Origin of the sequence: Sporosarcina sp. FSL K6-5500 (assembly GCF_038005665.1) — a bacterium.
In the GTDB taxonomy this organism is placed as follows: Bacteria; Bacillota; Bacilli; order Bacillales_A; family Planococcaceae; genus Sporosarcina; species Sporosarcina psychrophila.
The window spans coordinates 1552066-1575686 of record NZ_JBBOTP010000001.1; the positions used below are offsets into that span (position 1 = coordinate 1552066).

Sequence of the window (23621 nt, forward strand, 5' to 3'; positions counted from 1 at the left end):
GACGGGTTGACACTGCATTGATTCACTTGTATTATAAGTATTGTTGTTCTGATCAAGCGGAAACAAGTGCTAACTAGAATATACGAAGGCGGCGTAGCTCAGCTGGCTAGAGCGTACGGTTCATACCCGTGAGGTCGGGGGTTCGATCCCCTCTGCCGCCATTTATGAAATGCAGATACAACCGTCCAGGAGTTGGACAATAAATTACTAAAAAAGCAGTTCCTACATCGTGAATTCTCGATGTAGGAACTGCTTTTTTTGCAATGAAAAAATGCGCGATTGTTTGGGGAGCTGTGACGGTTTATGTGATTTCCCGTGATAGTCTCGTCATTTACCATGACAGTTCAGACGAATGCCGTCACAGTTTCACCATTTACCATGACAATTCGCGATTGCCATCACAGTTTCGCCATTTGACATGACAGTTCAGACGATTGCCATTACAGTTTCGTCATTTGCCATGACAGTTCACGATTTCCGTGACAGTTTCACCATTTAACATTACAATTCTCCGCACAAAAAAGCAGCGAACAAGGGTCATTCCCTTTGTTCACTACTTTTCTTCATACTATTCGTACACTTTTTCATGAATTGAAACAGCTAGCAAGTTACCCTCTGCTTGCGCCACGGCCACCGCGTTTCGATTCTGTCGCTCTTTTCAAAGTAGAGAGACGCTCTTCGCTATCTTTCATGAACTTTGCCATTTTTTGTTCAAAGTTCTCTGGGCGATCCATAGCAGGACGGCCACCACCTTGACGCGGACGTTGCGGGCGCTGAGGACGTTCTGGACGCTGTTCAGATTCAGGTTTCGCTTTTCTAATCGACAACCCAATTTTACCATCTGCACCGACGTTCATCACTTTCACTTCAACCATGTCACCGACTTTAAAATGATCGTTGATGTCCTTGACATAATTGTCCGCCACTTCACTGATATGGACCAGGCCTGTTGAGCCATTCGGTAGCTCAACAAACGCCCCGAAGTTTGTGATTCCTGTTACTTTACCCTCTAGCTTGCTGCCTACTTCAATTGACATAAAAAAAATGCTCCTCCTTAAAATTTAAGCGGGCCCCGCGCTGGGAGCCTTGCAACCGTATTAATGAGCCCTGCAAATTGCAGGATCCTTACTTCCATTATAGCCAATAAAAAAAGAGTGTCAATAAGACTACTCTTTTCCTTTGTCTTGTTCATCTGTTTTTCTATTGTTTTCGGGTATTGAAAAAATGATTTCGCTCTTTTCAGACAAGAAATATTCCTTGCGTGCAAGTTTTGCGATATAGTCATCATCATTCAATTTCACAAGTTGTCTTTTTAGCATTTCTTGTTCTTCCTGTACCCCTTCAAGCTGGGCCAGCACCTCGACTTTTTGCAACTCTTTCGCTGCCAACGTCTGTTTCTGGTTGATGAACATATTCGTCAGACCACCTAGAATAACGGCTGCCACAATAGCAAACACAGCCAGTCTACGGTATAAACGGACTTTCCGCGCATTCTTCCTAGTCTCTTTCTTTTGAAGTGAGCGGACATATTCAGTTTGAATCGATGCGACCCTTTCGGACGATTTCCTCTGCTGTTTCTGTTCCACGTCCTGCACTTCCCCTCTTCACACACTACAATTTGTTAGTCCATAAATTATATATCATTTCACCCTTCTTTTAAAGAGTTTTCCGGAAATGATACGGAATATTTTAACAAATGGTGTAAAGAGGACTGCAAAGACTTTCACTATAAAACGAATGACTAGACTGATAATAGATACAATCAGACGCACGAGGAACAAGAGCGGCCTTATTAACAACACCAACAAGATCCTCCCGAAAAACCGGAACGGCTTATAAAAAATAGTTACGTATAGCAGCATTCCACTAATCTGTGCAACTGGATCATATATCCGCCACGCCCCATCCCTGACGAGATAAAGGATGTAAAACGTCCAACATCCGACGAGTACCCATCCAATGACTTCGAGCCAAACCGCACGCTTTCGAATAATCGATTTCTTCCCGGCGTGCGCGGTACTTGTTCCAATCATGTCCATGAATGCCCCAGCAACAATGCCCGTCCCAATCATAGCAAGCAGGCTAAGAAATTGAACGGATAGACTCATCCAAACAATTTATGGAGGAAACCTTTTGAACCTGATTCTTCTTCATCGTATTGAATAGTGCCGACCGTTCCTTCTAGCGTTAGAAGCCCTTTATCGACATCGAGATGAACAATGCGCAGTTCCTCTCCCCGGATTTGCAATAATCCTTGCGATGTTCGAACGAGAAATTCTTCCTGATCGAAGCGGTCGATTGATTTTACAGATGTGAGATCCATCCGTTTTCTGTTGCGCATAGTGACGACATGGTCTCCTGATGGAATTGCGTACGTAGGACTATCAGTTTGAAATTGCATTATATGCTTCCCCCTTTGCTTGTACGTTCACAGCTATCTTATGCTAGGACATAAAAAAACATGACAGGAAAATTCCCTGTCATGTTGTTCAGTCTTCATCATCCATGAATTCCGGTTCCACTTTTTCAAGCTTCTCTTCCTTCAAAATCGTGTACATTGAGGCTGCATCGTCTTTTTTCGTCGTCTCTTTCAGCATGTTAATTTTAACCGTTACAATCTTCTGACCGAAACGGATCGCCAATTCATCGCTTTCTTTTACAACCGATGACGCTTTTGCCACTTTTTCATTTATTGTTATACGCCCTTGATCAGCTACTTGTTTTGCGAGTGTCCGTCTTTTAATTAGTCGAGATACTTTCAAAAATTTATCGAGTCTCATCATTATCTTCCCCTTTTTTTGCTAGTTTCCAAAACTCTTCAAGTTCATCAAGTGTATAGTCAGTAAACTTGCCTTGTCCATCTTTCACACTCTTTTCGACAAATGAAAACCGTCTGTTGAACTTTTGATTTGCATGGACCATTGCTTCTTCTGGAGATAACTTGAGGAAGCGTGAAATATTAACAATTGTGAACAGAACGTCACCTAGCTCGTCCATTTGACTGTATTTCGTACCACTCTCTAGTTCTTTACGGAACTCCAACCATTCTTCATCAAATTTTTCTAAAGCACCGTCAATCGTTGGCCAATCAAACCCAACCTTTGCCGCCTCTTTTTGATAATTAAGTGACGTTAAAAGTGATGAAGAAGGACGTTCTTGACCTTCCAAGAGTGAGTCGGCTTGCGGTTTTTCCTGTTGCTTAATTTCTTGCCAATTTTGCAGAACTTCTTCTGAATTTACCACGCTTTTATCTCCAAAAACATGAGGGTGGCGGCGAATCATTTTCGATCCTACCGATTGAAGCACATCTTCCATGGCAAAATAACCGTCGTCTTCGCCAATTTGAGCATGAAGGAATACTTGTAACAGTACATCACCAAGCTCTTCAATCACTGCGTCGTCATCTTCACTATCAATCGCCTCAAGCAGTTCGTGTGTTTCTTCAAGCAAATACCGCTTCAACGATGCATGCGTCTGTTCACGATCCCATGGGCACCCGCCCGGAGCGCGCAGTGCAGCGATGATTTCCCTGAACGTCGACCAATCTTTCAATCGCGCTTCTCTTTCAACTACAGGCGGTACATAAACGGTAGTCAAATTATTAATTTCAGTGACACGGTCCAGTTCAAATAGCGGAACTGTAATCAATTGCTCGCCCGTAGAACCTGCCGCCGTTACAACCGTCACTGGATGGTCGTAGGCGTATTTCTCCATTAATGACAGTTTCACTTCAGATGCCACGAACGCATCGTACACTTGTCCAATTAAAATATGTTGCTTCATCTGGACATCATCGCGTTTCATATCCGTACCATCGAGTAGCTGAAACCCTTCAATCGGATCGATGCGCAACGCTGCAAAAATCGGGTCAAGAAAACTATTTCCACCCGCAATTTCCATTTGGATTAAACCTTCGCGTTCTTTCTCGACTAATAATTGGACTGTCCGTTCCGCAACAAGCGGATGTCCCGGTACTACATAGGTCACTGGTTGTTGTGCACACATAAGGAGCAGTTGTTCTACGATTTCATCATATACATGCTCGAACGAGTCGTGTTTTTCATAAATTTCATCGAAGCTCATGAGAACAATGCCTTCCGCTCTTAATTCGGCGACAGCAGGGTGCTGGTCCGTACGCGCGACAATATATTTCGCTTCTTTCAACTTTCGATATGTCCCTAGCGCCAATTGGTCGAGGTCACCCGCGCCGAGACCAATAATTGTTAACTGATGCATCCTATTCACCTTTTCTTTTAGTAAGTCGTAATTGCAATGTAGCTAAACGTTTACCGAATGGCAGAAGAAACCATTCCTTCTCTGCCATTATACGTGATTTCATAATGACGAAAAGGAAAACAACCGCTCCCACCGAAACAGATGTTAATGCGATAAGTGTCGCCTCAATCCGATCTGGTAATTGGTCGAATAAAAACCCGTCTGCAATGAGCATCCACGGTAAAACAATGGCTATCATGAGAGTAGTTGCCACTATCACCCATCCGTAAAAACGTGTTGGTGCAAGGCGAATTGGCCATACTGTTTTAAAGTAAAGCAGCAACCCAAATGCAATTACCGCGAAACCGATATTGCCGGCAATCGCCGCTCCCGTGACATTCCATAAAGGAACCAGAAGTTGATTCGCGAAGATTTTTATAACCAACCCACCGATAAGCAGGAGCGTTGGCACTTTAACTTTCCCCGCACCTTGAAGCATCGCTGTTAACGGTAAAATAAGCGATAACCAGAGAATTTGTAATGAGAAAATAATGAGGGCTACAGAACCATCACGTGTTTCAAACAGCATTTCATTCACATAAGGCAAAACAAGTGCAAGCCCTGCCGCTGCAGCCCAACCGAATAGGAAAGCAGTTCGGAACGTTAGCTGGATAAACGGTAATGCCCCTCGTCCCGCTTTTTTTGCCGAATGATGAGCGATAAGTGGAACAATCGCGAGCGCTAATGTCGAAGCAATCAGAATCCCCATTTGTACGAGCGGTTGCCCACGATCGTAGACACCTTTCATCACCATGGCTGCATCCGCCGCAAAACCATTAGATAGCAGGATATTATAGATTGTAAATGAATCGGCCAATTGAAACAGCAGGAGAATAAGTGAACTTGCGCTGATCCCCAAACTGACAATCGTCAATTCTTTCACCACTCGCCACGTGTCCACTTTTTCTAATGGTCCTTTGAACGTATTCCGAAAATAGAGTGCAAGTATAATAACGCCAGCACCTTCCCCGACAACCGCCCCCCACATCGCTACCTCACCTGCCACGTAGAGAGAAGCACCTGATCGCACCGCAATCCATGTGCCTATGAGAATGACCGTTACACGGAAAGCCTGCTCACCAACGCCTGAAACCGCAACAGGTACCATTCGACCTTCCGATTGAAATGAACCCTTCAAAACTGCTAACGCCGGCATCAGTAAAACAATATACGCGCCAGCACGCAGGAGAGGTACGAGCTCAACATCGCCCATGGAGCGCGCGAAAAATGGCGCGAAAATAGTTAATAGAGCAAAAAAGGCCACTGATAATAAAAGTAGATAGGTAAATGCCACACGCATCATCGCTTTTGCTTCACCGCGACTCGTACTTCCTGCAAGCAGTTTCGATACCGCCACTGCAAAACCGTACGACGTCCAGACAATAAAAATGCCAATGAACGGATACACTTGCTGATAAATATAAAACCCTTTGTCACCGACAAGGTTTTGGAACGGAACTCGATAGACTGCCCCAAGTAATTTCACAATGATTGCAGAGATGGTCAGAATCGACGCACCTTTCATAAACGTTTTCATGTCCCATTGCTGCGCCATAATCGTGCCTCTTTCTTTCGTACATAGTACACCCATTATATCATGAACGAATAATGACGATATTCAGGATAACATCGAATATTCTAATTTAAATTATTAAGAGGTTTAATTGTACGACGTTATGGGAAAGACATAGGTATAAGTTTTGTAAACATTTAACTGTTAAATTATATCAAAAAATAAAACTGATAAAAAAGGTAAAATAGGAGGGGACCAAGGATGGTAAAAACAATTCCTAAAAAGCGAGTTCTATCCGTATTAATAAAATTAAAAAGAAATGATATGTACGCGACGGCAAAGCATTTTGGTTTGAGTCATCCGGTTGTCGTTGCACGTAGTCAAGAGCTGGACACCTTATTGAATCGATATCAGGGGATCCGGGCTATACAATGACCTAATGATGTGTCGTCTTCTGAACACAAATAGTCAACTATACGAGTTGACTAAATGATTCCACTGAATAACGCTTCGGCTACCCCTGTAAAGCGCCTACACTGGATTCAATACTTCACTATATAACACGGCAAAAGGAGCTATAAACCGCTATGGTTTTAGCTCCTTTTTGCACTTTTCACCATTACTGATTGATCATTGATTCCTTTACAGAAAAATGACGATGGCGATTCACAGCATACATTGCTGCTATTCCTAACAATATGGCTGAAATTATAAAAGTAATTCGCACATCCCATATTTCGGCAAGTGCGCCAAACAGTAAAGAGGAAACTGCAAATAATAACGACACCAGCGAACTCTCTACAGCATAAATTTTTGGGAGTTCTTCAGGACTGGCTGACTTTTGAAGAAATGTGTTCGCAGCAATTGCTTTTAGTTGTTGAAAAATCCCAACGAGTCCCATAAGGACAAGAGACAGCCAAGCAATTGTCGTTAAACCGAAAAGAAGTGTCAGGATACTGATTCCAAAGGAAAAAGTAATCAAAACATACTTTAAGTTTTTCTCAAATACCGTGGTAAAACGTGAGCATATGATCCCACCGACAACCATTCCCAAAAAGAACGATGTATTAATATATCCCCACCAAGACTCATTCTCACCAAGAATTTCAGCCACGAAGACGTAGAGTATAGAAGCAATCCATACAACATTTGCGACTGCTTCAAATGCGATGATCACATAAAGACTCTTATACAACGGGTTTCTCCAAACGATTTGCCAACCTTCTTTTAGCTCACCGCTTTGACGACCTTCGGAAAATTTCCTGTAAAACTCGGTTGGATCAACAATTTTAGTCATCAGTAAAGTAGCAACCAGATACAATGCCAACGTGATTAAAATGACATCTTGACCGCTGAAAATTGCAACAAGCAGACCGCCAAGTGCCCAGCCCCCTAAATTTACTGTTTCGTAAATGATGGAGAAGAAGCTATTGGCTTTCACAAGTTCATTTTTGGGAACCAAGCGTGGTAACATTGCTTGGCTTGCTGGTGCTGCCCAACCGTCTAAGAATGCAATCGTAAATACGAAACTTATTATAACGAGTATGCTCGACGTTATGTGAAATACTAAGATAAGCGCTAGCAAACACAATAATAATGTCTTACTTACTTGCGAATGAACAAGCAGGGTCTTTAATGGATATCGATTTAACAGTAGCGGGGAAATCATCCCGCTAATAAAACGACCAAACATACTAAGAAATGGTACCAATGCCAATATAAATGGTGACTCTGTCGAAGCATATAAAATTGAAATAAGCCCCACAATATAAAAAATATCACCTAAATTGGCCATTGATTGGCCAATCCAAAGAAAACGGAAAGATGCACTCTTCATTCTTACTACCCCTTTACAATCAAAATTTAATTCTGATTAGTACAGGGTAGTTTTACACTCGACAAATACCTCCTAAAATCTATTGTTTTACAACACAAAATACAAAATGCAAAAAAATCACAAAATGCTACAATATAATAATGTTTATAGAGGTAGTAAGAATGAGTTATATAACTCTATTATACGTCAATTTGATATGTTTGAATACAAATTTTCAGAATACTATTCACAAAATCCATAAAGCTAATGTACCCACAAAGATTAACTTTCACAGTAGTCAAAGAAAAATGCTATAAATACTTTTTTAGGACTTGCTCTAGTGTAAGTATTGTCGCAAATTCACCATGTAGTGTCGCTAGGCGATATAGTATGTACAGTTTCTGCATCATAATAGGTATCATTTTGATCCATCTTTCCAAAGGCGGCTGTGGCATCTGAGGTATTGTTATTACTTTCACCAATGGGCATAAGTTTAATCTCCCACGTATGGAAGCATTCATTCAGATAAAATGCACCTCGTTCTATATCCTTGGACACGCTGCTACACTGTTGCGGCTCAATAAGGTCATGACCCTCTGCATCATAGTTCCAGTCCCGTGATATCTCAACCCAACTTTGTCCAGCTTCCAAGTCTTTACGAGCTTTTAACGTATAAACTGCTGTGGGATCAGCGCTTTCGTTTTCAAAAACTACATAGCGAACTTCTCTTTCCATTTCATTCTTTGAATCCTCTACAAATTGATCCATAGCTTCCAAGTTCTCTACATCACTTCCTACTTGAATAATGTCAGTTTCATGTGGTGTAAAAATCTCTCCGCTTTTATGTCCCACTTGTACGCTGTTTCCACACGCTACAAGCCACATGCAGATTACAATTATAAATCCAGCCTTTATAATTGGTTTCAATAAAATCATTCTCCTTTTCGCATAGTTAGATTCTGCTTGTTTAGCTTACTTTTAAGTTGAACAGGCACTATTAATATTTATGTCCCACGGCTCCCCGCCGAATATACAAAAAAATAACTCAAACTCCAAAAGATCGTTATACAGAAAATTGCTAGAAAGATACACAATATAGATTATAGTTTTGAAGCCTTTAAAGGAGTCGCCGAAGCGGATTTAAAAAGGGAATATTTATTACAAAAAATATAGTATATATGTTGAACTAATGATTCTATATAATCTCCAGCGAAGGCGCCTCATAGGGGTAGCCGAAGCAATAAGACTGACAGCGGTTTTCTGTCTGGCTTATTGCGGGAGGCATCCCCTAGCGCCGAGCGTTGTTGAGTGGATTTTTTATGTCAACATATTTAGACGTTCAATTTGTTCCAATGTTTCAAATTCCCTTTATATAATCCAAGTGAAATCCATTAACTATTAAATCCTTCTTCAATTATCTACTTCCTACATAGGTATGTATCTCCCTAATCACCGCCCTAAATTTACTTATAGTGGGTAAAATTCATGTTTAAAGTATTAATAATGGGTCCCGTCTTGTACACTAATAGATAAAGACGTTAATCGGAAGGGGAGATATGATTGGAGAAAACTGTGAAAAGTGAGTTGTTTTCTTGGATACAATCACTATTATTTGCATCTGCAATTGTTTTTATCTGTTACCAGTTTTTATTTGTACCAACGAAGGTGCAAGGAGAATCCATGTTGCCGACCTTCGAAGATAATAACCGTGTTATTGTGAGTAAAGTGAGCATGATTGACAGATTCGATTTGATTGTTTTTCATGCCCCTAATGCAACAGATAAATACATTAAAAGGGTCATCGGAGTACCCGGAGATCGTATTGAGATGATTGATGACATATTGTACGTTAATGGAAGTGTATATGATGAGCCCTATGCTAAGCGTATTGATGGAGATCCAATCACGGATCGGATAACTGGAGATTTCACGTTAGCGGAAATTACAGGGCAAGAGGAAGTACCTGAAGGCGCTTTTTTTGTACTTGGCGATCATCGCTTAAAGAGTAATGACAGTCGATATTTCGGATTCATTTCTGAGGATGCTGTCATTGGTGAAGTGAAGCTGCGGATTTACCCATTCACGGAAATCAGTATACCGAAATAAGTATATACTTGAAGGACTCCTTTTTTGGAGAATGATTAATTTTAATGGGTTTTATATATATCAAAATGAAAAGCGAGTCGCCAGTGGCGACTCGCTTTTCATTTCATTTTCCGAAGAAGGTAAAGCAAATACGGCGTGCCAATCAGCGCTACAATCAGACCACTCGGAATATCTTTCGGAGCAATAAGAATCCTTCCGACAAAATCTGCTGTGACAAGAAGCAGTCCGCCTAATAATCCAGATACGGCAAGCAAAGGCAGGTGACGGAAACCGACCAATCTACGTGCAATATGAGGTGCTACGAGCCCGACAAAGCCAATCGTCCCTACAATTAAAACGGCTGCCGTACTTATCGCGACACCAACGATCAATGCCCAAACACGGGTCGACTTTACTGAAAGTCCAAGACCCGCCGCCACATCATCACCGAACGTCAACGTATCCAAACTGCGTGTCAAGAAAATGGCCGGACCGATGAACAACGCAAATAGCAACAAGGCTAGCTGTACATCGTCCCATCCTTTTGCGTACGTACTTCCCGACAACCAGACGAGCGCAGCCGCTACGGCGAGTTTCGCTTTCACGACAAAAACTTGTGTGGCGGCCGAGCCGAATGCAGAAATCGCAATTCCCATAAGTGCTACAAGCATCGGTTGGAAATTGTTTTTCCATGACGTCCCTAAAATTATACCGAGTGCAATGGCAGCTCCCACGACTGCACCTAGCGGCATATATTTGATCGGAATGGCAGGAAATAACACGAGAAGCATCATCGCCCCGGCACCACCCATTGATGTAACACCTAAAATACTTGCATCCGCCAATGGATTTCGTAATACCCCCTGCAATAATACCCCCGCAACTGCAAGCATAACCCCGACGATGAACGCCGTTAACACGCGCGGGACTCGGAAATTCCACACAACAGGTTTCAACCATTCGGTCGTCCATGCAGTGCCATTGAATGATAAAGCCAATGAAATAATAACAACAATAAGTGCGACAACGATTGTAATGACAACCGATAGTTTCACTGGTTTCAATGTACCGCCCATTTGACGGTCGCCCCGACTATGCGTTTTTGCAGTTTTCCATGCCAAGTACAACAGCCACGGTCCGCCGATCAACGCTGTCATTGCACCAACCGGTACTTCTTGTCCAGGTTGAACCAATCGCCCTAACACATCGGCTCCTATCAGCATGACACTTCCCCATAAAAATGACTGGAGGAGAATGTTCAAATGCCCTCGAACGCCAAGCATTCGAACAATATGCGGGGCCATTAATCCGATAAAACCGATTGGGCCGACTACACTTACTGTTGCAGCCGCAAGGACAATTGCAACAGCCCACGCGAGTAATTTAACAAACCTAACATTTTGCCCAAGAGACGATGCAATATCTTCACCCAGCGACAACGTATCCAATGGCTTTGCCAACACTAACGCGAGGACGAAGAACACAATGATAACCGGTCCTGCAAACGATACACCGTCCCAATTTAATTGAACAAGTGTACCGGAGCCCCATAAAAAGAGACCGTTCGTCTGGTTTTCGAATAATAGCTGCAATGAACCTGTCATCGACGCAAACAATAACGAAATAATCATTCCTGTCAGCGCGACACGAACGGGCTCCATTTGCTTACCTGCTAGCATTACAACGAGAACGGATGACAGTACAGCACCCATCAATGCAACAACAAACGGAAAATTCCCGAGTAGCGATGGGAAGAAAATCATTGAAACAACGACGAAAAAATAAGCGCCTGCATTAATTCCTAGTGTGCCTGCAGATGCTAATGGGTTGTTCGTCAACGTCTGCAATACAGCCCCCGCCACTGCAAGGGCACCACCAGCAAGTATCCCGATTATTAACCGCGGAAGACGTAGAGAGAGCACGATGTCCTGCACGCGCCCCTCTGTCCACACTTCTTTTACTAATTGCGTAACAGTATAATCCGCTTGACCTTGTGTTAAGTGAATAAAAGATAATAAAACCAACAGGAACAACCCAATAATCATAACTAAAAAGGATCGTTTTCCTGAAGTCTTTCTTGCCATTACTTACTTACCATCGTGCTTGTAATTTTATTAAGCAGTGTTTCAGCTGAAAGAGGACCTCCATATAACCAAGTATCCCCGCCTAGATCATACAGACGGTCTTCTTTCACGAAATTCAAGTTCTTCCAAACTGCATTATCTTTTAATTGTTTCTCATAAATATTGTCGTCGGCCTGAACGATATACAAATAGTTTGCATCCTCATACTTCGTTAGCCCCTCGACGTTATACGTACTCGAACCGTAAATTTCAAATTGATCTGGGATATGGATGTTGTTTAAGCCAATTTTCTCTAACATAATTGAAGCCATTGAGTTTGGCGTAAATACACGAACTTCAGGTGCTTGAGGTCCCGTATAGGCAAGTGTTAAGACAACATCTTTTGTTTTCAAACCGGCATTTTCGATAGTCGTTTTCGCTTCTTCATATTTCACATCCAGGTCAGCTAATACCTGTTTCGCTTCATCCTTTTTATCAACCGCTTTTGCAATCTCGTTAAATGTTGTTATCATTTCTTGATACAAATCCATTTTTTCATCTTCAGGATACGGATTAAAAATGACCGTAGGCGCAATTTTCTCTAAATCCGCAATCATCCCATCATGACGGAAGCTAGTACCGATGATCAAATCCGGTTCCAATGCAGCAATCGCCTCCAAATTCGGTTCTTGGCGACCTCCAACATCTGCTACGTCTTTGCTAAGCTCTGCATCGATATTCACCCAATCATGATATTCTTGTATATCCGCCATCCCAGCAGGCTGAATGCCTACTGCCAATAAATCTTCCGCATATGTCCATTCTAAAACAACGATTTTTTTAGCAGGCTTATCAAGCGTCACTTCACCATTAACACCTGTAATTGTTATACTATTTTCTACTTTTTTATTGTCTGCAGCTTTATCTTCTTTCTTCGAAGAACAACCTACCAACAACACCGCAAAAAGCGCTAAAATAAGCAGGGATTTTAGAGACTTCTTCATACTTAACATTCCTCCATTTATCTATATCTTGATTATTATTCTCATTTAGTAGTTTAAACTTGATTAGACGGCTTTGTAAAGTTTATTCAAAAATAAATGACCATCATTCTCAATAGATGCTAAATATGCTATGCTTATCTCTAATTGAAAATGAAAATCATTTAGATTCCCTATAGATATGGAGGCATTCCAATGCATACCTCAATAAAAGCTGAAAACCTATCGATTGGCTATCAAGATAATCTACTCTTTGAAAACCTGAATTTATCGATTCCTAAAGGCGAAATTACTGTTTTCGTCGGTAGTAACGGCTGTGGTAAGTCTACGTTACTCCGTTCAATTGCCCGTCTTTTAAAACCATCTGACGGCTCTATTTTACTTGAAGGTAAGGATATCCACTCGCTGTCTTCACGTAATGTAGCAAAGAAAATGGGTATTCTTCCACAAGGACCTGTATCACCTGAAGGGCTTACGGTACATGATCTTGTGAAACAAGGACGCTATCCACACCAATCGTGGCTCTCAAGATGGACTGAAGAGGACACGAAGAAAACAGAAGCTGCAATGACAGCGACTAGGATAAGTGATCTACGAGATCAATCGATCGACACGTTATCAGGTGGTCAGCGGCAGCGTGCATGGATTGCAATGACACTGGCTCAAGATACAGACGTCATTTTATTGGATGAACCAACGACCTACCTCGACATGACGCATCAGATTGAAATTCTTGATCTACTGTTCGAATTAAATGAACAAAAAGGCCGTACCATTGTAATGGTGCTACACGATTTGAATTTGGCCTCCCGTTATGCGCACAATATCGTCGCCATTAAAGATGGCGGTGTCCATGCGCAAGGCAAGCCAGAGAATATTATTACCTGCGATTTAGTTCGAGCTGTGTTTGGGATGGAGTGTCAAGTTTCCACAGACCCTCTTTTCGGTACACCACACTGTGTTCCATTCGGACGGGGCCGTTGTATCGTACCGGAACTTCGGAAAAATACGGGTGCTTAAGTTACACGCAGAACAAATTTCTGCACTAGAACGTTTCAGTGTGCGTATCGGTGAACAGGCGACCACGTTTATGTCGGCGGCAGATATGTTATCCGAATCAGGTTGCGACAAACTATTTGAGATAATTCAAAGTTTGTCTGGTGCCCCAACGAATACTGTCGCTACATCTATTTATATGAGAAGGCATGGTTTTTTCATTGCTGCCCAACTACATTTAATGAGTGAACATAATTTACTTTGGGCTGGTGATTTGGACGATGTATCGTTATTCATCGAAAATGATACAATCTTTTTTTCCGTTCCACCTGCCGGCTTTAGACTCGTACAAAACCGTGAAAAAGATATCCACTTTATTCTTGAGACCTACGGACATCCTGTCGTTGACTATTTAAGCAAGCGTGCAAAAATTGCGAAGTTAATTTTGTGGGAAAACATATGGGGGTACGTCTTATGGATGTACTCGATGCTGCTTCAAGAAAGTTCCTTATTTGCACAGCAAGATTTAGATGTTTTATTGGATGATGAAGCTTGGAAACCTGCAATGCGCCGCTCCCCTTTCAAACAATATTTGAACAACCAACAGGCACTGGACGCTATGGCGAATTATAAACGATTAACATGTTGTTTGTATAAGGAGCTTCCGAACACGGAAAAATGCCCCTATTGTCCACTGGCAAAGAGTAAAAGTACAAACGCCTAAGTTCAGAGGCAACAGGCATAAAGCCATTTATAGAAGGTATTCTAAATTTGCACCGTCTTGCCGCAACAAGGGGGATTTAGGTCAATTCCTACCCACTACGTAACTCACTTCCTCCGCGCATTTTGCGTCCGAAGTCTAGACGTATAAATTCTATGTTGGAAATTATCCTCAGTTCGAGATTTTATAATTTCCTAGACGTTAAAAACAGCCCACACAAACCGTCAATATCCGGTTCGTGTGGGCTGTTTTTATGGTTCCATCTGTTTCGCTAAAAAATGCGCGGCCGTTTCCGCCGCTTTCATTTCAGTTTCGCCGATAAAATGCACCTTTGATAACAGGTAAACAGCACCAATCGTATCCCCCGCAGCAATAATGGGTGCAATACAATAAGACTTCACCTGCTCCACTTGTCCAGGCACCCACTCAATCGCCTTTTCAAGTTTTTCGGTAACGATTTTACGGCCTGTCATAATCTCATCGAGATCAGGCGACAACTGGCGATTCAAATAATCTTTTTTCGATAATCCGGACACGGCAATCATTTCATCCCTGTCACTAATGAGCGCAGGCGTGCCTAGTGTTTCGTACAATGTTTCCGCATACTCTTTTGCAAATTGACCGAGTTCTGATATCGGCGAATACTTCTTCAAAATTACTTCGCCATCCCGGTCGGTAAAAATTTCAAGTGGATCCCCTTCACGAATCCTTAGTGTCCTTCGAATCTCTTTAGGGATAACTACCCTGCCAAGATCGTCGATTCTGCGGACGATTCCCGTTGCCTTCATACATGATGCCTCACTTTCCACAAAATTGAACGTTAACTTTGTTTCAATTGTAGTATGCATCAAGGATGGACAAAATATGCAACATGCCCTTTAGACGGAATCACTAACAACAGTTTCCTTTAAAGACGACTGAAGAATTCGCATCATTTCTTCAAGTACATCAAATGCAGTCTGTTTCCCTGTATGACGCTCATCGATTCTCATGATAAGACAACCATTTTCCATCGTGAACCCAACTGCACGACCAAACGCCATTGAATCGGATACCAGTTTTGCGCCGTCTGTTTTCGCAGTTCCTTCAGGCGATATGCGAACTTCAATAAGCGATTGTTGTTTCTTGATGGATTCGGCACCCGCGATACGTCCCCAAGCTTTTACCCTTGCAACACGTAGTAACAAGTCAGCCTCGAGCGGCATATCACCGAATCGGTCTGTCATTTCATCGACAAGTTCATTGTAGTCGGTTTCATTTTCAATCGCTTTAACCATTTTGTACATTTGAATCTTTTGGAATCCATCACGTACATACTCATCTGGAATATATGCATTAAGCGGCAACGCAATTTCCAAGTCTGGTATATCCGCTTTTACAATACCTGTCTGCTTCTGCTCAACAGCTTCTTGCAACAATTGAGAATAAAGATCGAAACCAACCGAGTCGATGAAGCCATGTTGCTGAGAACCAAGTAAATTACCCGCACCACGAATTGATAAATCACGCATCGCAATTTTGAAGCCCGAGCCAAGTTCCGTAAATTCCTTAATTGCTTGAAGACGGTTTTCTGCAACCTCTGTCAGCACCTTATCACGCTGATAAAGGAAATAGGCATAGGCAACACGATTCGAACGCCCAACGCGCCCACGTAGTTGGTAGAGCTGTGATAACCCCATACGGTCAGCGTCTTGAACGATAAGTGTATTGACATTCGGAATATCGATACCCGTTTCAATGATGGTTGTCGTTACAAGAACATCATACTCACCTTCAAGGAAACTTAAAATCACCGACTCAAGTGCCGACTCGCCCATCTGACCATTGGCAAATCCAACTCGCGCTTCAGGCACAAGCTGCTTGATTTCATCGACTTTACGCTCCATATCTTCCACCCGATTATACAAGTAGAATACTTGCCCACCACGGCCCATTTCCCTTTCAATTGCCTCGCGGACAAGTGCAAAGTTTTGCTCCATAACATAAGTCTGGACAGGGAAACGGTTTGCTGGTGGCGTTTCAATAACGGACAAATCACGAACACCAAGCATCGACATATGGAGCGTCCGTGGAATAGGTGTTGCGGTCAATGTCAGGACGTCGACATGTGTTTTTAACTGTTTAAGTTTTTCTTTATGCGTTACGCCAAATCGCTGTTCTTCATCGACAACAAGTAAACCAAGATCATGGTAGGCGATATCTTTAGAAAGAAGGCGATGTGTACCAACGATAACGTCGACTGTTCCCGCTTTCAATCTTTTCAACGTCTCCGTTTGTTCCTTCTTTTTCCGGAAACGATTTAAGAGGGAAACTTCAACTGGGAAACCAGAAAAACGCTCTTTCATTGTTTCGTAATGCTGTTGCGCTAAAATCGTTGTAGGTACAAGGAATGCTACCTGCTTGCCATCTGATACAGCCTTAAATGCAGCACGAATTGCAACTTCCGTTTTACCATAACCAACATCCCCACAAAGTAAGCGGTCCATTGGACGTTCTTTTTCCATATCCAATTTCACTTCAGCGATAGATCTGAGCTGATCATCGGTTTCGTCGTAAGGGAACGCGTTTTCAAATGCCATTTGCATGTCGTCATCCACTGCAAATGCATGTCCCTTTTCCGATTCCCGTTTGGCATACAGCTCAATTAGGTCGTCCGCAATGTCTTGTACTGCTGCGATAACTTTTGTTTTCGTCTTCTTCCAGTCTGCCCCACCCAGCTTATGCAGTTTTGGTTCTTTTTCCCCGGAGGCGACATATTTCTGGATTAAATCGATCTGGTCGGCAGGAACGAATAGCTTATCTTCTCCGCGGTACCTGATGTCGAGGTAATCTTTGTGAATACCGCTTACTTCGAGCGTTACAACCCCGTAATACTTCCCAATCCCATGATGAACGTGAACGATATGATCACCTGGCTTGATTTCCGAGTAACTTTTGATGCGTTCTGCATTGGTCATCTTTTGCGGACGTGCTTTCCGTTTCGGTGTCCCTTTGAAGAGCTCAGAATCTGTTATAACTGCCATCCGTTGAAACGGCAGCTCGAAGCCAGCAGACAAATCGCCATCGATGACAATTATGCCACCTGCTTTTGACGGTTTGCCAGACAAGGCAGATTGCATATCGTAATCTTCAAGGATAGATTGAACTTTCTGCATTCGTTCATTGCCGTCTGCGATAATGAAAATATTGAAACGTCCTTGCTGCCAGCGTTCTATCTCATTTTTCAATAAACTCATCTGCCCATGGAACTGCTGCATCGGTTTACAAGAAAACGTCACTGTCTTTTTCACAACAATTCCTGGAACTGTGCGCACGAAAAGGGATAAATATACTTTTCGTTGCTTTAATGTTCCATGTACCTCTTCGAATGAATATGAAGTTTTTGCATCATGAACAATTTTCCCTTCTTCAAGAAGAGCAACCATCCATTCCTTTTCATCCGACTCTAGTGATGCAACAACCTCAAGGACCCGTCCGATTTCATCAAATAAAACGATTCCGTTACTTGGAAAATAGCTTTCAAGGGAAGTCGTTCCAGCTGAAAACGATGCATATTTCAACATGTTTTCCGGAATGGATCCCTCCCTCATTAAAGCAATATCCCCCTTCATATTAATGGTTAACCGTTCTTTCGCATCCACATCGTTCATCTTCTTCAAACTAACGCCAAGCGCATTCTCCAGGTTTTCTGCGATGATCGTCAAATCTTCAGCCTTCCAAACAAATTCGGCAGCGGGAAGAATTGATACGTCTTTCAACTTACCTGTTGAGCGCTGATCTTCCGCCGAGAATGTGCGAATCGAGTCAACATCCGTATCAAATAATTCAATCCGTACGGGTTCTTCCAAATTCAGCGGATACAAATCCAGGATACCCCCACGCAATGCAAACTCACCTGGCGCTGTTACCATTGACTGTCTCGTATAACCCATTGACACAAGTCTTTCAAGCCATTCTTCCATATTAATTTCTGCGCCTATTGTCGTTGATAATGAATTGGATAGCCAGCGTGCTTTTTCAGGTAATAGTTTTTTCATGCCTGCAATCGGCGTGATATAAACCCCCTTCCCAGTTCGTACCATATGATCTAATGTATCGATGCGCTGGGCGCGAAGTTCATAGCTCGAAACAGAAAAGTCCGCAGCAATGAGTTCCTCTGCAGGGTAAAGGTGGACGAGTGAATCGCCCAACATTTTGACGAGGTCTTCATATGTACGCTGGGCTTGCAATAAATTTGGGGATACGATAAGAATGGGCCGTTTGCTCGACTGCTGAAGCACTTTGAAAAGAATCGACTTCGCCCCGCCTGACAATCCCGCGATAAGTTGACGGTCTATTCCCGCCTCCAACTCTCCCACTAGTTCGTCAATCTCTTTCTCTTGTAAAAACAAATCTATTAGTGATTCCAATGCTACACATCCTTTCTTTCATAATAATAGTAGGCGTTCAAAAAGGGCTAGGCCATTCAAGTGCGCCAAGTCCAAACTATATTTATATATTGGAAAAATAATTATCTATATATGTTGTAATAAAGAATCCTACCAACAACGCTTGGCACTAGGGGATGCCTCCCACAATAAGCCGGATAGAAAATCACCGTCAGACTTATTGCTTCGACTAACCCAGTAGACGCCTTTGCTGGAAATTATCTCATTAACTGGACATCAAGTAACCGAAGCCCTAAGCCCCCCCTTATGCCGCAGCCAATTCAAAATAATTTAATAGTTCAACACAACTACCTTTAGACAGAAAAACAGAAAAAGCTTTGGACGCATTTAGCGCCAAAGCGTACATCTTATTGAAGCCATTTGTTAAGTGTATAGTAGTCCGGGAATCGTTGAAGCGATTGCTCACACTGTTCGCAGATGCATCGCACCGTCAATGCCCCGTCTTTTTCATACGTCAGAAAATGCTCAACTTCCTCTTCGTCCATCTTGTGCAGCAGAAGGATAGCCTCCTTCGCAGATTCAAACGGAAGTGTGCCAATTTCAGTCTCACAATGCCGGCAAGTATAACGGATCGCCATTTTAGTCTCCGCCCCTTTTCTCAAAGTATAGGCGCAAGACGGCTTTATTATTCCTTATACACCATTAAAGTTGTTCATGACATCATTAAATGGTTTGCCCAGCCACGCTTCACATGCGGATGCACTTTTTTTCACCATGTCTTCAATTAATGGTTTTTCATCTTTGCCGAAAGGTGCTAGAACGTAATCAGCCACTTTCATACCACCGATGGGACGACCAACACCGATTCGGATTCGATTGAACTGGTCCGTACCAAGATGAGCAATAAGTGATTTCATGCCGTTATGGCCACCTGCACTGCCTTTTTGACGCAGTCGAATTGTTCCGGGAGCAATATCAAGATCATCATACAGAACAACGATATCTTCTACGTCGATATCGAAGTAATCCATCAATGGCCGAACACATTCACCAGATAGGTTCATATAAGTAAGCGGCTTGACAAGCATTACTTTTCCTTCCGGACGATGGACAACCGTATACATGCCACCAAATTTCGATTGTACTGCAGTGATTGGCAGACGAGTACTAAGCTCGTCAATGACATGAAACCCCACATTATGGCGTGTTTTTTCATATTGTTTACCCGGATTTCCGAGTCCTATTATCATTTTCATAAATTTCATCTTCCTTTTACACTAGAGGATTTAGAAAAGCGCTAGAGTCTAGACACCGATTCATGTAGATAAAGTTATACTTTCCTATCCTTGAGAAAAGCACAAGGAAACGATACAGATGCCATGGGCTTAAAGAGAGCAAAAAAGGCAGTCTAAGTGAGCGACTTCCTGTCGCAAACGACTGCATAGCTATATCTTAGGAGCCTTGTGACTAGTGCTAAGACACTATTCCAAGTTAAAAAACCTATAATTACTTAACTATGAAACAGAAAAGAAGCGCACGGATTTCCGTGCGCTCATGTTTGTATTACTTAGCTTCTTTCTTCTCACCAATTACTTCTGGCTCTTCTGATTCAGAAGCTTCGCTTTCAAGTTCTTCCATCTCCGCCGCTGTACGTGGTGATGAAATTAGAACAAGTGCATGATCATCTTCGTTTAAAATCTCATATTTCGAATTCGCACGAATTTCAGCTACTGTAATCGTTTCGCCGATTTGAAGTTTTGAAATGTCGATATCAAATGTCTCCGGAATATCCGAAGGTTTCACTTTGATGGTCACTTCACGGTTCGGTTGTTGAAGTACGCCTCCCTCTTTCAAGCCAACAGATTCGCCAATAAGATGTATAGTAACATCTACTTCAAGCTCCTCTGTCATGTTGATAGCAAGGAAGTCCGCATGTCGAATTTCACCTTTTAATACGTCAGATTGATAATCGTTTAGGACAACATTAAGGTCCTTCCCGTCAATATTAAGTTTAATAACGCCATTACGGCCCGTTATTTGTAATGTTTTCAGTAAGTCTCGCTCTTTTACTGAAATCGATGTAGCTTCTGTTTTATAACCGTAGACGACCGCTGGAACATAGCCCTCTTTACGTAATCCAGTTAGTGCTGATTGTTTTGATGGTACTCTCGCTTCTGATTGTATAGTTGTACTCATTTTATTTAATCACCCTTCTTTAAAAAAAGTTGTGTTAACTAATAAATACCCAATGACAAGCGACATGAAACATCTAAATTAAATTTACTCAAACAATGTACTAACAGATTTCTCTTCGAACACACGCACGATCGCTTCTGCAAGCAATGAAGCGATCGAAAGTTGCTTGATTTTTGGGGATGTTTTCGTTGCCGGAAGCTCAATTGAATTTGTAATAACCAATTCTTTAATTTGCGAATTATCAATTCGTTCGATTGCTGGACCTGACAACACTGGGTGTGTACAACAAGCATACACTTCTTTTGCTCCACTTTCGATTAAAGCGCTCGCCGCAATTGTGATTGTCCCTGCTGTATCGATAATATCATCAATTAGGATTGCTGTTTTCCCTTCAACATTGCCAACGATATTCATCACTTCAGCAACATTTGGGCGTGGGCGACGTTTGTCAATAATCGCAATAGGTGCTTTCATGCGGTCCGCCATCTTACGCGCACGCGTTACACCGCCATGATCCGGTGATACAATAACAAGTTCATCAGTGTTAAAACCTTTTCCTTTAAAGTATTCTGTAAGGATTGGCTCAGCAACAAGATGATCGATTGGGATATCGAAGAAACCTTGGATTTGTGGTGCATGCAAATCGATTGCAATGACACGGTGGGCTCCTGCTGTTTCAAGTAAATTTGCAACAAGTTTCGCTGTAATCGGTTCACGTGAACGTGCTTTACGATCTTGGCGCGCATAGCCATAATAAGGCATAACGACATTGATTGTGCGTGCTGACGCACGTTTCAAAGCGTCAATCATAATAAGAAGTTCCATCAAGTTTTCATTGACAGGGTACGATGTCGACTGGATGACGAATACATCGCAGCCACGGATACTTTCTTCGATATTGATTTGGACTTCTCCGTCACTGAATTGTTTGACCGAGCATTTGCCAAGTGGACGTCCGATTTTTTCCGCTACTTGCACCGCAAGTGTTTGGTTCGAATTCAAAGAAAATATCTTAAGTTTATCGTTAGGATAGTGATTAGCCATCATGTTCCCCCTGTTTAACTGAGATTTAGTTTGTTTGCATATCCTTCTTTATTCTCCTGCCGTGCACGCGCAATTGCAAGTGAACTTTCTGGCACACTTTTAGTAATTGTCGATCCAGCTGCTACATATGCACCTTTTCCAACTGTAACTGGAGCGACTAAATTGGAATTACAACCAATAAATGCATTATCTTCGATTGTTGTAAGATGCTTGTTCTTGCCATCGTAGTTAACAGTGATTGTTCCACAACCTACATTTACATGCGACCCAATTTTTGCGTCACCAATATAGCTTAAATGTGACACTTTGCTACCTTCACCTAGTGTCGCCTTTTTCACTTCCACAAAGTTACCGATTTTCACACTGTCTCCAAGATCAGAGTCCGGGCGGATATGTGCGAACGGTCCTATTGCCGTAGTTGAACCAATTCTGCTAGATAGTACAACAGATGAATGCACATTTGTATTATCACCGATTACACTGTCGACAATCTGGCTATTTGGTCCTATTACACACTTATTGCCGATAACGGTATGACCTTCAATCATTGTGCCCGGTTGAAGAACTGTATCACGGCCAATTTCGGCTGCCGCGCTTATATACGTGCTTTCGGGGTTGATAATTGTTACACCATTCCGCATATGCTTTTCAGCTATACGTCTACGCATGACACGCTCTGCTTCTGCCAAGACTACGCGGTCATTGATACCGAGTGTTTCACTGAAATCCCCTGTCACGTATGCTGAAACGAGTGCATTTTCAGATTGCAAAATACCGACAACATCAGGGAGATAGTATTCCCCTTGCGTATTATTATTTTTCACTTTTTTCAACGTTTCAAAAAGTGTCCGATTGTCAAAGCAATAGGTCCCTGTATTGATTTCCGTCACTTTTTGTTCTTCAGGAGTTGCATCTTTCTGTTCAACATTTCGGAGGACTTGGCCACTCTCTCCCCTGATAATGCGCCCGTATCCTGTTGGATCATCCGCATTAGCCGTCAAGATAGTTGCTTTTGCTCCTGTTGCTTTATGATGCGCAATCAATTCCTCCATTGTCTCAGAACGAATGAGCGGCGTATCTCCGCATACAACGATAGTCGTACCATCCAAGTCACCAATAAGCCTCTCAGCCTGCTGAACAGCGTGTGCCGTGCCTAATTGCTCTTGCTGTAGCGCATATTCACTTTTCTCTCCAAGCGTTTCTTCTACCGTTTCTGCACCATGTCCAACAATCGTAACAATTCGACCAATACCAAGACCGCGTATATGATCAATTACGTGTTCGACCATCGGTTTTCCACAAACGGGATGCAGTACTTTATATAAATCGGACTTCATCCGTGTACCTTGCCCTGCAGCCAGGACAACGGCATATGTATTTGTCATTTAATAGCCCCCATGAATGAGGGATGAAGGCGAATCCCCCTCGAATGTTTTCACTATTGACTATAGCTGAAAACGGGCTAATTTTCAACCTCATACCTCTTGACAAGTTGATTACAATCTTTTATCATTATTTTCTCT

Annotated in this window: 21 protein-coding genes, 1 tRNA gene and 2 pseudogenes; 5 read left to right on the forward strand and 19 right to left on the reverse strand. The window is 42.4% G+C overall.

The window, feature by feature from the left end; genetic code table 11:
• The first annotated feature begins 87 nt into the window (after positions 1–87).
• Positions 88–161, forward strand: a tRNA-Met gene (locus MKX62_RS07190).
• A gap of 447 nt (positions 162–608) precedes the next feature.
• On the opposite strand, the gene MKX62_RS07195 is transcribed toward MKX62_RS07190, so the two are convergent.
• The 7 genes from MKX62_RS07195 to MKX62_RS07225 form a co-directional block, all read right to left on the reverse strand.
• Entirely contained in the window at positions 609–1037 is a 429-nt protein-coding gene (locus tag MKX62_RS07195) for a S1 domain-containing RNA-binding protein (RefSeq protein ID WP_067213725.1), read from the reverse strand.
• 129 nt (positions 1038–1166) lie between these two features.
• A complete protein-coding gene (locus MKX62_RS07200) occupies positions 1167–1586 on the reverse strand; it encodes an FtsB family cell division protein (RefSeq protein WP_340741120.1) in 420 nt (139 codons plus the stop codon).
• Between the two features lie 54 nt (positions 1587–1640).
• A complete protein-coding gene (gene yabQ / locus MKX62_RS07205) occupies positions 1641–2108 on the reverse strand; it encodes a spore cortex biosynthesis protein YabQ (protein WP_067213727.1) in 468 nt (155 codons plus the stop codon).
• The gene (gene yabP, locus MKX62_RS07210; RefSeq protein WP_067213728.1) at positions 2105–2401 is read right to left on the reverse strand and encodes a sporulation protein YabP; all 297 of its coding nucleotides are present in this window, start codon (positions 2399–2401) and stop codon (positions 2105–2107) included. Before yabP ends, yabQ begins: the two co-directional genes overlap by 4 nt.
• A gap of 88 nt (positions 2402–2489) precedes the next feature.
• A complete protein-coding gene (locus tag MKX62_RS07215) occupies positions 2490–2780 on the reverse strand; it encodes an RNA-binding S4 domain-containing protein (RefSeq protein WP_187048032.1) in 291 nt (96 codons plus the stop codon).
• Entirely contained in the window at positions 2767–4236 is a 1470-nt protein-coding gene (gene mazG / locus MKX62_RS07220) for a nucleoside triphosphate pyrophosphohydrolase (RefSeq protein ID WP_340741121.1), read from the reverse strand. Before mazG ends, MKX62_RS07215 begins: the two co-directional genes overlap by 14 nt.
• A 1-nt stretch (position 4237) precedes the next feature.
• Complete coding sequence (locus tag MKX62_RS07225; protein ID WP_340741122.1) at positions 4238–5830, reverse strand: putative polysaccharide biosynthesis protein; 1593 nt, start codon at positions 5828–5830, stop codon at positions 4238–4240.
• 219 nt (positions 5831–6049) lie between these two features.
• Between MKX62_RS07225 and MKX62_RS07230 the strand changes: the two genes are divergently transcribed.
• Complete coding sequence (locus tag MKX62_RS07230; RefSeq protein WP_082786772.1) at positions 6050–6223, forward strand: aspartyl-phosphate phosphatase Spo0E family protein; 174 nt, start codon at positions 6050–6052, stop codon at positions 6221–6223.
• Between the two features lie 184 nt (positions 6224–6407).
• Here the strand turns inward: MKX62_RS07230 and MKX62_RS07235 are convergent, their stop codons facing one another.
• The 3 genes and pseudogenes from MKX62_RS07235 to MKX62_RS07245 form a co-directional block, all read right to left on the reverse strand.
• Positions 6408–7625 carry an MFS transporter gene (locus MKX62_RS07235; RefSeq protein WP_340741123.1) on the reverse strand — a complete coding sequence of 406 codons (1218 nt, stop codon included), beginning with the start codon at positions 7623–7625 and terminating at the stop codon, positions 6408–6410.
• Between the two features lie 290 nt (positions 7626–7915).
• A pseudogene (locus MKX62_RS07240) lies at positions 7916–8063 on the reverse strand (cysteine hydrolase); the annotation flags it as partial.
• A gap of 99 nt (positions 8064–8162) precedes the next feature.
• Positions 8163–8540, reverse strand: a pseudogene (locus MKX62_RS07245) (hypothetical protein); the annotation flags it as partial.
• Positions 8541–9164: 624 nt separating this feature from the next.
• Here MKX62_RS07245 and lepB point away from each other — a divergent pair.
• Positions 9165–9710, forward strand: a complete 546-nt coding sequence (lepB, locus tag MKX62_RS07250; RefSeq protein ID WP_067213736.1) for a signal peptidase I — start codon at positions 9165–9167, stop codon at positions 9708–9710.
• A 98-nt stretch (positions 9711–9808) separates the two neighbouring features.
• On the opposite strand, the gene MKX62_RS07255 is transcribed toward lepB, so the two are convergent.
• Both MKX62_RS07255 and MKX62_RS07260 read right to left on the reverse strand, forming a co-directional pair.
• Positions 9809–11773, reverse strand: coding sequence for an iron ABC transporter permease (locus MKX62_RS07255; RefSeq protein WP_340741124.1), 1965 nt, complete (start codon positions 11771–11773; stop codon positions 9809–9811).
• Positions 11773–12756: an ABC transporter substrate-binding protein gene (locus MKX62_RS07260; RefSeq protein WP_187046256.1), complete on the reverse strand. Its 984-nt coding sequence runs from the start codon at positions 12754–12756 to the stop codon at positions 11773–11775. The genes MKX62_RS07255 and MKX62_RS07260 overlap by 1 nt, the downstream gene beginning before the upstream one ends.
• A gap of 192 nt (positions 12757–12948) precedes the next feature.
• Between MKX62_RS07260 and MKX62_RS07265 the strand changes: the two genes are divergently transcribed.
• A complete protein-coding gene (locus MKX62_RS07265) occupies positions 12949–13773 on the forward strand; it encodes an ABC transporter ATP-binding protein (RefSeq protein WP_067213739.1) in 825 nt (274 codons plus the stop codon).
• On the forward strand, positions 13766–14473 hold the full coding sequence (locus tag MKX62_RS07270; protein ID WP_340741125.1) for a hypothetical protein: 708 nt from the start codon (positions 13766–13768) through the stop codon (positions 14471–14473). Before MKX62_RS07265 ends, MKX62_RS07270 begins: the two co-directional genes overlap by 8 nt.
• 248 nt (positions 14474–14721) lie before the next feature.
• On the opposite strand, the gene spoVT is transcribed toward MKX62_RS07270, so the two are convergent.
• The 7 genes from spoVT to glmU all read right to left on the reverse strand — a co-directional run bounded on the left by spoVT (position 14722) and on the right by glmU (position 23483).
• The gene (spoVT, locus tag MKX62_RS07275) at positions 14722–15258 is read right to left on the reverse strand and encodes a stage V sporulation protein T (RefSeq protein ID WP_067213740.1); all 537 of its coding nucleotides are present in this window, start codon (positions 15256–15258) and stop codon (positions 14722–14724) included.
• A 90-nt stretch (positions 15259–15348) separates the two neighbouring features.
• Positions 15349–18879: a transcription-repair coupling factor gene (gene mfd, locus MKX62_RS07280; RefSeq protein WP_340741126.1), complete on the reverse strand. Its 3531-nt coding sequence runs from the start codon at positions 18877–18879 to the stop codon at positions 15349–15351.
• Positions 18880–19265: 386 nt separating this feature from the next.
• Entirely contained in the window at positions 19266–19496 is a 231-nt protein-coding gene (locus MKX62_RS07285; protein WP_067213742.1) for an anti-sigma-F factor Fin, read from the reverse strand.
• Between the two features lie 54 nt (positions 19497–19550).
• Complete coding sequence (gene pth, locus MKX62_RS07290; RefSeq protein ID WP_067213743.1) at positions 19551–20114, reverse strand: aminoacyl-tRNA hydrolase; 564 nt, start codon at positions 20112–20114, stop codon at positions 19551–19553.
• A gap of 307 nt (positions 20115–20421) precedes the next feature.
• Positions 20422–21054 (reverse strand): 50S ribosomal protein L25/general stress protein Ctc, encoded by a 633-nt coding sequence (locus MKX62_RS07295; RefSeq protein ID WP_067213744.1) that lies wholly within the window; start codon positions 21052–21054, stop codon positions 20422–20424.
• An 84-nt stretch (positions 21055–21138) separates the two neighbouring features.
• On the reverse strand, positions 21139–22098 hold the full coding sequence (locus tag MKX62_RS07300) for a ribose-phosphate diphosphokinase (RefSeq protein WP_338654474.1): 960 nt from the start codon (positions 22096–22098) through the stop codon (positions 21139–21141).
• 14 nt (positions 22099–22112) lie between these two features.
• Positions 22113–23483, reverse strand: coding sequence for a bifunctional UDP-N-acetylglucosamine diphosphorylase/glucosamine-1-phosphate N-acetyltransferase GlmU (glmU, locus tag MKX62_RS07305; protein WP_340741127.1), 1371 nt, complete (start codon positions 23481–23483; stop codon positions 22113–22115).
• Between the last annotated feature and the right edge of the window lie 138 nt (positions 23484–23621).

Coding starts and splice junctions, on each gene's coding strand:
- MKX62_RS07195 (WP_067213725.1), bottom strand. CDS start 1,037: ATGTCAATTGAAGTAGGCAGCAAGCTAGAGGGTAAAGTAACAGGAATC.
- yabQ (WP_067213727.1), bottom strand. CDS start 2,108: ATGAGTCTATCCGTTCAATTTCTTAGCCTGCTTGCTATGATTGGGACG.
- yabP (WP_067213728.1), bottom strand. CDS start 2,401: ATGCAATTTCAAACTGATAGTCCTACGTACGCAATTCCATCAGGAGAC.
- MKX62_RS07215 (WP_187048032.1), bottom strand. CDS start 2,780: ATGAGACTCGATAAATTTTTGAAAGTATCTCGACTAATTAAAAGACGG.
- mazG (WP_340741121.1), bottom strand. CDS start 4,236: ATGCATCAGTTAACAATTATTGGTCTCGGCGCGGGTGACCTCGACCAA.
- MKX62_RS07225 (WP_340741122.1), bottom strand. CDS start 5,830: ATGGCGCAGCAATGGGACATGAAAACGTTTATGAAAGGTGCGTCGATT.
- MKX62_RS07230 (WP_082786772.1), top strand. CDS start 6,050: ATGGTAAAAACAATTCCTAAAAAGCGAGTTCTATCCGTATTAATAAAA.
- MKX62_RS07235 (WP_340741123.1), bottom strand. CDS start 7,625: ATGAAGAGTGCATCTTTCCGTTTTCTTTGGATTGGCCAATCAATGGCC.
- MKX62_RS07255 (WP_340741124.1), bottom strand. CDS start 11,773: ATGGCAAGAAAGACTTCAGGAAAACGATCCTTTTTAGTTATGATTATT.
- MKX62_RS07260 (WP_187046256.1), bottom strand. CDS start 12,756: ATGAAGAAGTCTCTAAAATCCCTGCTTATTTTAGCGCTTTTTGCGGTG.
- MKX62_RS07265 (WP_067213739.1), top strand. CDS start 12,949: ATGCATACCTCAATAAAAGCTGAAAACCTATCGATTGGCTATCAAGAT.
- spoVT (WP_067213740.1), bottom strand. CDS start 15,258: ATGAAGGCAACGGGAATCGTCCGCAGAATCGACGATCTTGGCAGGGTA.
- MKX62_RS07285 (WP_067213742.1), bottom strand. CDS start 19,496: ATGGCGATCCGTTATACTTGCCGGCATTGTGAGACTGAAATTGGCACA.
- pth (WP_067213743.1), bottom strand. CDS start 20,114: ATGAAAATGATAATAGGACTCGGAAATCCGGGTAAACAATATGAAAAA.
- MKX62_RS07295 (WP_067213744.1), bottom strand. CDS start 21,054: ATGAGTACAACTATACAATCAGAAGCGAGAGTACCATCAAAACAATCA.
- MKX62_RS07300 (WP_338654474.1), bottom strand. CDS start 22,098: ATGGCTAATCACTATCCTAACGATAAACTTAAGATATTTTCTTTGAAT.
- glmU (WP_340741127.1), bottom strand. CDS start 23,483: ATGACAAATACATATGCCGTTGTCCTGGCTGCAGGGCAAGGTACACGG.